Here is a 13024-nt window from a genome sequence, read left to right on the forward strand (position 1 = left end):
AACTGCATAAATGTACCGTTCAGATCACAAGTTTGTTTTAATAGTGTGGAAAATCTAGAGCATTTCTATCCTGAAATTAAACGTAACAATACTGGTTATTCCAGATGGAAAAACCATCTTCCTGTGTTGCTTGAACTTCAACTTAAGTCATTTGAATACCCTTAATTCGATTGTACAATTTCAGTCGGATCCTCATTTTCTTTGGTCGCTGCATTTGGATCGTAAGTACTCTCAAGCATAACGTGCTTGCCCTCCAAAGAAGAGCGCTGGAATGCATGCATCGCTTCTAGCACGTGATACGCGAGCTTGCCGCTGGCTTTGTGTTCCCGTCCGGCACGAATGGATTCGACCATCTCGGTAACGCCAATTCCGCGTTCATTCTGACTGCTCTCGAAGACAGGGGTTACCGTCTCCCACGTATCCTGACCGAATCTGCGCAGCTTCACTTCCCCATTGAAATAGTTAGGATCCGGTACACTCAGCGTGCCTTCGGTTCCGTAAATCTCAATTCGAGGCAAGTCCGAAGCTCCACGAATATCGAAGCTGGTAATCATCGTTGCAATGGCTCCGTCGGTAAAATCGATGGTACCTGCCAGATGCGTCGGAGTTTGTACCCGGAGAGGCGTTCCTTCCTTCGGTCCCGAGCCAATAACACGATCGGTGATCTGAATGCCTGCAGAAGAACTGATTCTCCGAATGGGTCCCAGCAATGTAACCAGCGCTGTGAGATAGTATGGTCCCATGTCAAACATAGGTCCTCCTCCTGCAATGTAAAAGAACTCGGGATCGGGATGCCATGCTTCAGGTCCGCCACCCATGAAGAAGGAAGTCGCCGCAATCGGTTTCCCGATCAGACCGTCTACAATAGCCTGACGTGCCGTCTGAATGCCTGATCCAAGGAAGGTATCCGGTGCGGAACCAACATACAATCCCTTCTCTTCAGCAAGTTCAATGACTTTGCGGCCGTCTTCAAGCGAAATGGCCAGTGGCTTCTCGGCATAGACATGCTTGCCTGATTCAAGCACAGCCAGATCGGTCATGGCATGACTGCCAGGCACCGTCAGGTTCAGCACAAGCTCGATTTCCTTATTTTGCAGCAACTCATCTACATTGTAAACGTTTGCGATATTAAATTCATCTGCCCGTTCCTGAGCACGTTCACGGATCAAGTCCGCTACGGCTACAATTTCAATGAGCGGGCTATTTTTCAGATTCTCCAGATAGATGGCGCTGATGTTACCGCACCCGATGATGCCTGCTTTTAATTTCTCCAATGTGACGTTCATCTCCTTACGCATGGTGAGAAGCTGTGATGAATGTTTGGTGCCTTGAATTTAATACTATGGTATTCCGTTTTGGGTTCAATTAAAATGAATAATATGATCGAAACATGAACTATCTGGTCATAATTTTCAAATTGCAAGGAGTATGCCAATGCCGACCGATTATTCCTGCCAGGTTCTTACAGCAGGCTTCTCATTTCATCGCAAACCCTATGCGGGTATTCATCCCGAAGGGGTTAAGAACTACCTCCTGAGGCTGCAGACCGACGGTCGCTGCCGGGCACGAATAGACGGCGAGATGTCACTCGTCGATGCGGGCGATCTGCTTCTTTTCAGTCCGGACGAGCCTTATGAACTCAAAATAGACAATGAACGTAATCCGATGGGAGAACGACTCGTAGAGAGCGGTGACTACCATATCTTTTTTAATGGCTCCTGGGTGGATGAATGGTGGGAACGCCACAAAAGGCCAAACCGGATTAAGGTCGAATTGACCGAAAGCCTGCTGACCCTGTTCCGTCAACTCGTGCTGGAGCAGCGCCGAATCTCCAATCCATATCCAGAGATCTCCAGTTACTACATGCGCATCTTATGTCTGGAAGTGGATCGTCTTCTCGCTGAACATCCGACGATAACCAACACCAACTATGTGGCGTATGAAATAAAAAATTATATCGAGGAGAATGCTTCCTCCCTGTTCAAACTTGAAGATGTAGCAACCCATGTGGGCATCAGCGTGTCACGCGGGGTTCATCTGTTCAAGGAAGCGTTTGGCAAAAGTATCATGCAGTATACGCTGGACGTAAGGCTGAACATGGCCAGAGAACGGATCATCTTCAGTCCGATGACCCTGGAGCATGTCGCCGAATCGTCGGGGTTTAACAATTACACCTATTTCCACCGCGTATTCCGCTCCCGGTTCGGCATGTCGCCCAAGGAATTCCGCCTCATTCACCGGGAACAGATGTAAGGTATTATACGTAAATTATGCTTATTTGCGCGCGGCTATTGCCTCCGATACCACCATGGCCAAGTCTTCGTTGCCAAACATGGACAACACACCCAGCACCGTATCATCCGGAATCTCTCCGGCTTCCTCCTTCGGCACAACCAGCTGCAGCACTTGCTGCAGCCGTTCATTGCTCTGCTGATCCGGGTAAGCTTGCCGGTACATTTCTTCTGGGTCCAGTCCATGATTGGCACACCACTGGGCGAATACCAAAATCATCATTTCTTCTTCCTGTTTATAGGTTTCTACGACCGCTTCCTCGATCTGTTTTCTGCGTTCCTTTTCATATTCGTCCATTGTGTCATTCCTCCGTATGAGTTATGTTCTTTATCCCGTTTTTAACAGAAGATCATTTCAGAATCAGCTGCTCTGCCAGCTCATGGCTATCCATTACGTGACTGGAGCTAATGATGCAATCGTCCGGGGTGTCCAGGTTAGTCAAGAAATGATCTACGGCTCCGCTAAATCCTCTGCGTGTTAATATGGAGTCCCAGCTGCCGAAAGTTTCCTTGCGTTCAAGCTCTCCGCGTTCGGTATATCTGGCTTCTTCCATATTCACAACTTCCACCGATCTGCCTCCGCCGTGGAGTTCGATCTTCTCCAGGTCAGCCCCCGCCTCGCGCACCATATCGAATCGTCCGATGGCCTTTCTTCCAAGCTTGGCAGATCCGGCAGCATGAAGAAGCTGGTCCATATCATTCGTGCGGGTCCATTGATGAACCAGCTCCACATGATGATCCGAATACCATAACATCAGATCCAGCATATGAATCAGATCATCATAGATCGTTTTTGCTGCAGGAAGATGCTGAGTACCTGTCCGATGCTTCGTTAACATCAAGGATTCAAAACCCTGCCCGCCCTGCATCCAAGTTTTCGCTTTCTGGTACATTGGTGCAAATCTTCGGTTAAAACCTACCGCGAGGAGCAGCCCCTGCGCCTCGGCAAAAGCAGTCATTTCTTCGGATTCCCGCAAGGTGTAGGACAGCGGTTTGTCCACATATACAGCTAGTCCCCGTTCCAAACATTGCATGACAATATCAAAATGTGCTTCCGTTGCTGTATGTACAAAAACGGCATCCAGATCCCATGACAATAGTTCTTTCAGATCCGTCGTTCCGTTATCTAATCTATAAGCATGCTGAGCAGCCGTTACCGGCTCCGGAGAACGGTTCATAATACCGGCAATTTCCACATTAGGATGCGCGGTTAACAGGGGCAAGTATACTTTGTGAGCAATACCTCCAAGTCCGATGATCCCAGCTCGGGTTCGCTTCGTTATTTCCATGATAAGCATTCCACCTTCAGATGAGTTCTAAGTTCCACGACCTATAGTGTAACCCTTCAGCCAGCAACATGCCAGTTGATCAGCACAAGAAGGATTGAATTATCCGGTTCCCGGTCGAACGTGGTACACTTGGGTAGAAAGGCATATAGGATCAGGAGATTGGAGTAGTGCCCTGACCTGAAAGGAGCGTTTGGGGATTTGCGGAAATGGTTATGGCTCCTCTTGTATGTTTTGCTCGCCGGAGTCACGTTTATTAACAGATATGAATTGCTGGCATGGACCGATCAGAATCAGTCCATACCCCTTCTAATTATCATAGCAATGCTTTTTGCGTTGGTACCTGTGATTCCCTACAAGTTTGTAATCGCAGCTTTGGGGTACAGTTACGGCACCACAACAGCAGCTTGGGTATGCTGGGTGGGGACCACCCTCGCAGCACTGCTCGTTTATGCGGGAGCGAGATATGCTTTTCGTAATCAGGCCAGAGCTTACCTGGATCGCATCCGTGGATTGAGTCGTTTTACCACCTGGATGGAGGCTCATCCCTTTATGGGCATTATGACGCTTCGCCTGCTTCCCGTTGTGCCTCAAACTGCGGTTAATATCTATGCCGGCATTACCTACACACCTTTTTGGGTGTTCATGGTGGCTACGGCCATCGGAAAAATGCCTGCCATCATAATTTTTGCCTATGCGGGCGCGAAAGCGGAAACTTCTCTCTGGGCGAGTCTGCTCATTTTTGTGGGATACTTTGCCATTATGGGCCTCGTCTTACTGCTTTTTCGTGTTCGCTCGCGAAAAAAGACCTGATTATTACTCATCAACATGACTAATCGGCTTCATCGTCCCTGTTCGGCTTGGTTGGCTTGTCAATTCAGGATATAATAGAAGTGTAAGCCAAATTCATTGATCTTCATCAGAAATGGAGTGACTATAGCATGGAACAACATTCAAGCGAAAAAGCAACATTTGCAGGCGGATGCTTCTGGTGTATGGTGTCCCCCTTTGAGGAACTGCCCGGAATCCACAAGATCGTATCGGGTTATACAGGAGGACATACCGAGAACCCCACATATGAGGAAGTCTGTTCGGAAACGACAGGACATGTAGAGGCTGTTCAAATTACGTTCGACCCTTCCATCTTCCCTTATGAGAAGCTCGTCGAGTTATTCTGGCAGCAGATCGATCCGACGGATACGGGTGGACAATTTCATGACCGCGGATCTTCATACCAGACGGCCATCTTCTACCACAGCGAAGAACAGCGTCAGATTGCAGAAGCCTCCAAGGCGGCTCTGGAGCAGAGCGGACGGTTTGATAAGCCGATCTTCACACCCATTTTGCCTGCCAAACCATTCTATGAGGCGGAAGAACATCATCAGGACTATCACCACAAAAATCCGGCTCACTATAAACGGTATCGCAAAGGCTCCGGACGTGAAGACTTTATCGAGCGCAACTGGTCCGGCAATGTGGATAAAAGCAATCTGAAAGAGCGTCTGACTCCACTTCAATACGAAGTGACCCAGAATAATGCAACGGAACCTGCGTTCCACAACGAGTTCTGGGATCACCACGGTGACGGAATCTATGTGGATATCGTTTCTGGCGAGCCTCTCTTCAGCTCAACGGACAAGTACGATTCCGGCTGCGGCTGGCCAAGCTTCACGCGTCCATTGCGTGATTACAACGTGAAGGAAAAAACGGATCTCAGCCATTTCATGATTCGTACCGAAGTCAGAAGTCGTGAAGGGGATTCCCATCTGGGGCACCTGTTTAACGACGGTCCTGTCGAAGCGGGTGGTATGAGGTACTGCATTAACTCCGCCGCTCTTCGCTTTGTACCGAAGGAAGACTTGCAAAAAGAGGGATACGGCGAGTATGCAGTCCTCTTCAAATAAATTTAATACGACTGCCTAACCGTGGAACCAAAACACGGTCCAAAAAAGCAGGAGCAGCGGGTTATCACCGGTGCTCCTGCTTTTTTCATGTTCCTATTTGAATCAGATATGATATGTAAAGAGTTCTTGACACCTACACTTTTTACCATTTACAATACAGCTGTAAAGAGTTCTTTACAACCTAGGAGCAAGGAAAGAGGTTGATTCATGCAAAACCGTATTAAGCTGCTGCGTGAAGAGCTGGGCATATCCCAGGGCAAACTCGCCGAGTTGTGTGACGTCAGCCGACAAACCATTAACGCCATAGAGAATGACAAATACGACCCCAGCCTTCCGCTCGCCTTTGCCATTTCCGAGGCGCTTGAGGTCACCATCGAGCAGTTATTTCAGTACGAAAGGAAAAATTCAGAATGAAAATAAAGCATTGGAAAATGACCCTTACAGGTGCTGCAGCATTCATTGTGCTTGCTACTGTTATTTATCGTACTGCAGCAGGAAAGGACATTGGATTGAACGATATAGCTTCACTTGGTGCAGTTACGATCCTATTCCTGTCAGCCCTAACTTGGGGCACCAAAGAGGATCGGGATGGGGTGCGTGAGGATGAGGAACTGGGCAGACGCATTAGGGAGCAGAGCTCGAAGGTGGGATATTTTATACTGACCCTGTTCATTCTGGTGGCCGTTGGTATAGATCAATGGGTCCATGAAAAGCCAAGCCTCCTGCTATTATCGTTGCTCGGACTTTCCATGGTTACGCTGCCTTTTATCGAATGGGTTCACATGCGCAAATACAGGACAACAGAGGATTAACGTGTTCTGCGCAGCGTCCCTCCCCTGATGCCCTGTTCCATTTACTTCTTCACATCCAGCTGACGACCCACCCGATCCAGTATGCAAATGGAATGAGCAGCAGCTGGGCCACAAGCGTGCCGAATAAACGGGATACCAGCATGCAGCCATAGATCTGATTCATTCGGTCCAAACGGATTTCGCCTCGCAGGGATTTGTCACTGAGCAGGGAAATTCGCGGATCGATCAAGATCGTTAGCAAAATGGTCGCAATTCCGTTAATCAGCCCTGTCGATTGGGAGGCAGCCACTGCCTGCCCTGGATACAGGTAAGCTGCGTACAAACTGGATAATACACCCGTTGTATAAATGGCTGTCACCGCTACATTAAGCGTCATTAAACGTCTTGGCATTCCATGCTGCACTAATCGCTTAGCCATCTTCCAGGAAGGTGGCGTAATATAATAGGCTGCGTTTCTGATTTTGGTGCCGTTCAGCAACCCGCGTACCATCCCCGGAATGGACCCCGCTGCTTCAAAATGCACAACCATTCTGGACGCAAGCTTCACCATCGTTGGAAAACATAATATGGCGATTGCGGTTCCTGCTGTTGCCGCCCCCATCAGCCAGTGCAGCTGCACGGCAAAATGTGAGTTCCCTCCACTTGTTGCGGTATCCACCAGATTCCCTACCATCGGTCCCTGGGCCATGTTCGATGTACGCGATACCAGCAGCAGAATCCCCGACAAGGAAAGGGCCAGCGCAATTCTTCGGGTTCTTAGCCCGCCAAGACGAAGCGCATAAGACAGGCTGTCTGCAGCATGAATAAGCATGGTAAACAGCATCGGAATAGCCAGACTCAGACTGAACATACGATTTTACTCCTTTTATTTTCCTGTATTGGACTTTTTGTACATGTGACAGCATTATACCCCTCCAGTTTGCAAAAGTATAGGAATACCATCCCTGTATGACAAATCATCCCCCCCCTTCACAGCCTATCCATTTTGTCGTTTATCCCTTCTCCCGTAGGGTAATATACAACTAACCATGATTACTTTATAGGAGGGATTCAGGCATGCCTTGGAATAAGAATGATTATCCGGTATCCATGAAAAATCTGGAGCCCCGTATCCGAAATAAGGCGGTTGAAATCGCCAATGCCCTGCTGGATGACGGGTATGAGGAAGGACGCGCAATAGCGATAGCCACTGCCAAAGCCGAAGAATGGGATGAGAACCACCCTGAAGCGGGTTCAACGGATTCGAGCCGATCATCTGATGGTAGCGGTTCAGCTTCTAAACGTCGCCATTCAGAACCCGTCTCCTCTTCCAAAAGCCATGACAATATTCACGTCGTACCCACGGATTCGGGCTGGGCTATTAAGGAAGAAGGCCAATCCCAATATGTATCCACGTTTGACACCAAATCTGAAGCGGTGGATGCCGCCAAGGAAATCAGCGGTGAGCAGAACATTCGGGCTATTATTCACAACCAGGATGGACAGATCGCTTCTTCCATCAAACCCTGACAGGTTTGTGCATCACTCTGAATGTGATCCATATAAAAACAGCTTCTCAGTGTATAAAGCAACAAAAAAAGTCCTTTTGACTGCCGCTCAGGCAGTCAAAAGGACTTTTTGGTTACTTTCATTTAATGTGTTACTCCTCTCGCCACCGAAGTCCGTGGTGCAGGGGCAGTCACCGCCTTGGCTGCCGAAGGCATGGATACCTTCACAGCTGAGGTCGTAACGGTCCGGCGTACCGGAACACTGACCACGTACGTAATGACTTTGCTGGCAATCCACACGGCCAGAATGGTATATAAAGTTTCTTTTACCGGAAGAAAGAAAAGGGATAAGCCCAGTACAAACGCATCGCTGACAAAGAAAACGGTTCCCAGCTTCCATCCCTTCCAGCGGCTAACGAGCACGGCAAGAATATCATCTCCGCCTGTCGCTCCGCCGAATCGGAGCACGATCCCTGCCCCTACACCCGTCAATATGCCGGAGAGGACAGCCGGAATCCACAGGTTTCCGTTGAATGACATCTGCAATGTCGAGTATCGCTCAAAGCCGTCATAGAACAGGGAAAATGCGCCTACGCCAATCAGCGCCTGAATCATGAACTTCCAGCCCTTGATGAACCAGGCCAGGATCATGACCGGAATGTCGAGTAACAGCATGCCAATGGCAGGCGATAACCCCGTTGCGTATTTTCCGAGCAGGGCCAGACCGACAAATCCGCCCTCCGATAAATGATTCTGAAAATTAATGTGATAGTAAGCAAATGCCAAAATAAAAGTACCGAGCAGCATGATGGCGAGTTTTCCCGCCTCAGCCTTAATGTGTTGTTTGGTTAACGATGTTCTCTTCATTCAGGTTCCCTCGCAGTTTGTAGGTTGGTTTTTAGACCGACCGTACCCTGCAAAAGGCAAGCCTGGAAGAAATCATCGTATTTGTCCTTCGAATATTCATTCCAATCCCCTCTTTCGCAGAGTCAGCCGTTTTTTTGAATACGGTTGGTTTACTCTACAAGGGGCGCTAAGTGTATGAGAGATCGTAACGTTTCCAGATCGTCCTTGGGGAGATTGTCCTTCGGGAACTCATGGTATCCTGATCCTTTCTGTCTGTTTGTGGTTAGCTACTTCAATTAAACTGACGAACATCACACGTTTGACGCATAAACTTTACACTTAACCACTTCGATTGCAGCCCCCTCTTCCGATCGCTGTTATCCCGGAATTTTTTGATTCCCTTCTCCTAAGGGAAAAATTCGGTGATAAACGCGAGCGCTTCGCTTCTCCAGATGGGTTCTGCACTCTTCGTTCCGTGTAAATGACACTCTGATAAAAACATGTAATTTCTTTTATCCAGTTTAAACTGCTATAGCTAACTTGCTTGTTCTTCTATTATATAACACCGACATGGACGGGTCTAAACAGCAGACCCTTCAAAAATGCGCATAAAGCATGCTCTGGGCGGCTCCAGCAGGCAAACAGCCACACCAGGACAATCAATGCTTACTAATGGTGCAACCTGCTCCTTCATTCTATGACCGATGATTGCGAATATAACTGTCAGTCACCCAACTGTGACAAAATGGGGCCATTTTTTATTTTTGTGCGAATTTTGAAGGAATCATCGAGAGCTTTCACATACACTATAGCAAACGAAAATCGGCTCATTCTTGACCAGCGTGGACGTTTTCCAGACTTACTCTGCTTTTTATGGTATAATATAACAATTGATTCCCACTACCGTTTAAGCGAGGCGGATTGATGAAAACATTGAAGCCAAGAGTCTTTATTGGCTGCTCGCTGGAAGCGAAGCCGATTGCAGCCGCAGTACACGAAAATTTGCGTTTCTCAGCCGAAGTTACTCCTTGGTACTCCGGTGTTTTCAATCCAAGCAGCTATACGATGGACGATCTGGAAACAGAGGTGCGCACGACGGACTTTGCCATTTTTATTTTTCATCCGGATGATATATCCAAAATTCGCGGGAAGTACTATGCATCTGTCAGGGATAATACAATGCTGGAAATGGGTTTGTTTATGGGCCGTTTGGGACGAAAGCGTATTTTTTTCATTCTTCCGGAGGATATTACAGACATCAAGGATGCTGCAAAAATCGAGGGATTACGTATGCCTACCGATCTTCTTGGTTTGAATCCACTGGTCTATGAGATTCGTTCTGATGGCAAGTGGGCGCCAGCTGTGTCGGTTGCATGCTCCAAAATTGCTGACAGTATAGAGGAACAAGGACGATGGGTAGATCCAGAATTGGAGAAAATCATCAATCAGCATAAAGTAACTGAAGGAGAAGCACGGCTGCAATTGCTAAAGCTTCTGAGGTTCTTCAGAGAGTTGCTGCGGGTTCGCAAAGCGGATGCCGTCATGCTCGACCGAATGAGTGATGCCCTTCGTACGGCATTTGTGTCCCATCCTCCATTCGCAGTACGTGGTACAGCCATATACCGTACAGATGACAGTGGTTATATCGAGCAATTATGTGGTAATGTAGGGGAACCGGGGAGAAAATATGAGTTGTCTGCCAATGACGACAAAGAGCCAGATGACCCAAAGCGCATTCTGGTCATTGATTCTTACCGTGAAAATAAAATCAAGATTAACCTGTATGACGATTACCTTGAGAAAGAATATCTGCTATGCTATCCTGTAGCCAAGAGGTATGTGATTACGGTTCATATTATTGGACATATAGATGCGGATGAGGCGGTATTTCAACAGATTGACCTACAGAATCGTCAACTGTTCAACGCCATCAACGATTTGTTAGGAGGCGAACCGGAATGAAACCGGAAATGAAAAAAATAAGCAAGCGCTGGGGCAGCGAAAAAAAGGTACGCCTCAGCTCTGCGCCCGAATCATCACGACCGGTTCCGGAACCTAAGGAAGAAGATCGTTTCCACAAACCGGCCGTCCCGCTAATCACGATCGGCCCCTCGCTTAAGGGGAAGGAACGACCTTATAAGGTCATCCTGGAAAAAGAAGCTTTGTACGAGAAACCTCAATATTTAGCTTAACTTCTATGCATTGTTCTCAATTCTGCCGCTGATATCGGCAGTACGTCACAAGCCCCGCCTCCCAAGGCAGGGGCTTTTTTGTCGGCCATTCTCCCGCAATTAAACCAACCAACCGGAAAAGAACACCTCTCCCCACTAACCTCGGAAAGCTTAAGAATCCAGTCCTGCAATTGCATTAGGCCATTTCTTACGCTCTTAGGTTTCCTGCATAACCCAAAAATTATACCTAAAATTTGGAGTATGCTTGTCCTGATCAATCATCCCCATAATGAAATGTACATGGTCCTGCTGAAAGCCCAATCCCATTTTTTTCTTGTTGTATTCCGTATCATCATTGCATATATTGATTATAATATAAGAACACATGTTCTGTAAATATATATGTTCGAATTCAAGGTTAAGGAAGTGAATGTATGTCATCCTCCTCTTCCGCCCCATCCCCTGCAGATGAAGACCACCGATTGGTTAAAAGCCTTGTCGTGGGTACCCTGCTGCTGGATGTGCTTGAACGGGATATTCACACCCTGGATTCACTTCTGCTGAAAATGCCCGAGGTGTACGTCCTATCCCTGACCCGCATTCAAAATCAGGTACTTCAAGAAATGCTGGCAGTTCGGCAGCAGATGCGGAAACGTGGAGTCAAAATTCTTGAGGAGAAACGTGAACAGGATGGCATCGAAACCGTCTACCTGTGCAGGGGATATTGGCAGCGGTTCTACATGCTCTGGACGTTCGCGCGTAATGAAGTCAAGCAAGAACTCAGCCGACATCTGCATATTGATCTGACGCAGCGCATGTAGCTTGTACCGGAATACAGGTTGACCCGGAGTGGCCGGGTTCATTAAGATGGAATGGAACGTTATCGTTATCAACGATGAACCTATATTAGACGTGAAATGAATTCTTTCTAAAACAAAAAAAGCCTGTCGTCTATACTAAGGCGAACAGACTCTATAATTAGAAATTCCCTCAGACGTCTCATTACTCAAGGAGTTGTACTTCATGAATTTGAATTCGGGTAACCAACCATCCACTAGATATACAGGCATTGCGGCAGATGTCACCGAGTTGATCGGACAGACGCCGGCTGTAAAACTAAACAGGCTCACAGGCAGCGACTCTGCTGACGTATATGTCAAACTGGAATATTTCAATCCAAGCGGCAGTGTCAAGGACCGTGCTGCTTACAATCTGATCATTCAGGCTGAACGGGCTGGGCTGCTGCTTCCCGGAGCAACCATCATCGAGCCGACCAGCGGCAATACCGGCATCGGTCTCGCCATGAATGCAGCCGCCAAAGGATATAAGGCCATTCTCGTCATGCCAGACAATATGTCCAAGGAGCGAATCAACATTCTGAAAGCCTATGGCGCAGATGTCGTACTCACTCCTGCGGCTGAACGGATGCCTGGGGCTATCCGCAAAGCGAAAGAGCTTCACGCTGACATTCCGGGCAGCTTCATTCCTCAGCAATTCGAGAATCAGGCCAATCCGGACATTCACCGGGTTACGACTGCTCCCGAGATTATGCAGCAGATGGAGGGCAAGCTGGATGCTTTTATTGCAACAGCGGGCACAGGCGGCACCATTACTGGAACCGGTGAAGAGCTGCGCAAGCAGCTGCCGGATATCCGGATCTATGCGGTGGAGCCCAAAGGTTCACCCGTGCTCTCCGGCGGTGAGCCCGGTCCCCACAAGCTCGTCGGTACAAGTCCGGGGTTCATACCGGACATTCTGAATACCGACGTGTGGGACTCCATTATCCAGGTGTCCGATGAGGATGCACTGGATACAATGCGGCAGCTTGCTGCCCGGGAAGGGCTGCTGCTCGGCCCTTCATCTGGTGCTTCGGCCTGGGCCGCACTGCGCATTGCGCGAGAATTGGGACCAGGCCACCGAGTGCTCTGTATTGCGCCGGATACCGGGGAACGGTATTTGAGCATGGGTATTTTTTAACACAATATAATCTGTACTCCTAAAAAAGGCTGCCTCTTAAGTCATCATGTTGACTAAGGGCAGCCTATTTGCGTTCACTTGCTCCATGAGCCTGCTACACGCTTAGCTAGGAGTAAGGGAAACTCCACTCCAGGCACCCTCAATATCATATCAAAATAAAAATAAGCTCTTGCTCACCTACAGATGATTCATCCGCAGAGAACAAGAACTTATTTCGATAAGCAATCATTTTAAGAACATGTAACTAAAC

General features: G+C 48.1%; 15 protein-coding genes. 10 read left to right on the forward strand and 5 right to left on the reverse strand.

Annotated elements, in window-relative coordinates:
* Positions 1-161: 161 nt before the first annotated feature.
* Positions 162-1274, reverse strand: coding sequence for a Gfo/Idh/MocA family protein (locus CHH60_RS11500; protein WP_095359310.1), 1113 nt, complete (start codon positions 1272-1274; stop codon positions 162-164).
* Between the two features lie 160 nt (positions 1275-1434).
* On the opposite strand from CHH60_RS11500, the gene CHH60_RS11505 reads away from it, so the two are divergent.
* The gene (locus CHH60_RS11505) at positions 1435-2253 is read left to right on the forward strand and encodes an AraC family transcriptional regulator (protein WP_095359311.1); all 819 of its coding nucleotides are present in this window, start codon (positions 1435-1437) and stop codon (positions 2251-2253) included.
* A 21-nt stretch (positions 2254-2274) separates the two neighbouring features.
* Here the strand turns inward: CHH60_RS11505 and CHH60_RS11510 are convergent, their stop codons facing one another.
* Together CHH60_RS11510 and CHH60_RS11515 are read right to left on the reverse strand one after the other, a co-directional pair.
* Positions 2275-2589, reverse strand: a complete 315-nt coding sequence (locus CHH60_RS11510) for a hypothetical protein (protein WP_095290350.1) — start codon at positions 2587-2589, stop codon at positions 2275-2277.
* A 52-nt stretch (positions 2590-2641) separates the two neighbouring features.
* Complete coding sequence (locus tag CHH60_RS11515) at positions 2642-3580, reverse strand: Gfo/Idh/MocA family protein (protein ID WP_095359312.1); 939 nt, start codon at positions 3578-3580, stop codon at positions 2642-2644.
* Positions 3581-3778: 198 nt separating this feature from the next.
* Between CHH60_RS11515 and CHH60_RS11520 the strand changes: the two genes are divergently transcribed.
* From CHH60_RS11520 to CHH60_RS11535, 4 genes are all read left to right on the forward strand, one after another.
* On the forward strand, positions 3779-4390 hold the full coding sequence (locus CHH60_RS11520) for a TVP38/TMEM64 family protein (protein WP_095359313.1): 612 nt from the start codon (positions 3779-3781) through the stop codon (positions 4388-4390).
* A gap of 128 nt (positions 4391-4518) precedes the next feature.
* Positions 4519-5481, forward strand: a complete 963-nt coding sequence (gene msrA / locus CHH60_RS11525; protein ID WP_095359314.1) for a peptide-methionine (S)-S-oxide reductase MsrA — start codon at positions 4519-4521, stop codon at positions 5479-5481.
* Between the two features lie 207 nt (positions 5482-5688).
* Positions 5689-5895 (forward strand): helix-turn-helix transcriptional regulator, encoded by a 207-nt coding sequence (locus tag CHH60_RS11530; RefSeq protein ID WP_095290343.1) that lies wholly within the window; start codon positions 5689-5691, stop codon positions 5893-5895.
* On the forward strand, positions 5892-6293 hold the full coding sequence (locus tag CHH60_RS11535; RefSeq protein WP_095359315.1) for a hypothetical protein: 402 nt from the start codon (positions 5892-5894) through the stop codon (positions 6291-6293). Before CHH60_RS11530 ends, CHH60_RS11535 begins: the two co-directional genes overlap by 4 nt.
* Positions 6294-6342: 49 nt before the next feature.
* Here CHH60_RS11535 and CHH60_RS11540 read toward each other — a convergent pair whose 3' ends face one another.
* Entirely contained in the window at positions 6343-7143 is an 801-nt protein-coding gene (locus tag CHH60_RS11540) for a lipid II flippase family protein (protein WP_095359316.1), read from the reverse strand.
* A 206-nt stretch (positions 7144-7349) separates the two neighbouring features.
* Here CHH60_RS11540 and CHH60_RS11545 point away from each other — a divergent pair, with 206 nt between their 5' ends.
* Positions 7350-7802: a DUF2188 domain-containing protein gene (locus CHH60_RS11545; protein WP_095359317.1), complete on the forward strand. Its 453-nt coding sequence runs from the start codon at positions 7350-7352 to the stop codon at positions 7800-7802.
* Between the two features lie 122 nt (positions 7803-7924).
* On the opposite strand, the gene CHH60_RS11550 is transcribed toward CHH60_RS11545, so the two are convergent.
* Positions 7925-8647 (reverse strand): YitT family protein, encoded by a 723-nt coding sequence (locus tag CHH60_RS11550; protein ID WP_095359318.1) that lies wholly within the window; start codon positions 8645-8647, stop codon positions 7925-7927.
* Positions 8648-9550: 903 nt separating this feature from the next.
* Between CHH60_RS11550 and CHH60_RS11555 the strand changes: the two genes are divergently transcribed.
* The 4 genes from CHH60_RS11555 (at position 9551) to cysK (ending at position 12774) form a co-directional block, all read left to right on the forward strand.
* Complete coding sequence (locus CHH60_RS11555) at positions 9551-10588, forward strand: nucleotide-binding protein (RefSeq protein WP_095359319.1); 1038 nt, start codon at positions 9551-9553, stop codon at positions 10586-10588.
* Positions 10585-10818 carry a hypothetical protein gene (locus CHH60_RS11560; protein ID WP_095290332.1) on the forward strand — a complete coding sequence of 78 codons (234 nt, stop codon included), beginning with the start codon at positions 10585-10587 and terminating at the stop codon, positions 10816-10818. The genes CHH60_RS11555 and CHH60_RS11560 overlap by 4 nt, the downstream gene beginning before the upstream one ends.
* A gap of 413 nt (positions 10819-11231) precedes the next feature.
* Positions 11232-11618 (forward strand): hypothetical protein, encoded by a 387-nt coding sequence (locus tag CHH60_RS11570; RefSeq protein ID WP_095359321.1) that lies wholly within the window; start codon positions 11232-11234, stop codon positions 11616-11618.
* A 202-nt stretch (positions 11619-11820) separates the two neighbouring features.
* Entirely contained in the window at positions 11821-12774 is a 954-nt protein-coding gene (cysK, locus tag CHH60_RS11575) for a cysteine synthase A (RefSeq protein WP_095359322.1), read from the forward strand.
* Positions 12775-13024 lie beyond the last annotated feature (250 nt).

The sequence above is a fragment of the Paenibacillus sp. 7523-1 genome (assembly GCF_002276415.1).
Classification (GTDB): Bacteria; Bacillota; Bacilli; order Paenibacillales; family Paenibacillaceae; genus Paenibacillus; species Paenibacillus illinoisensis_A.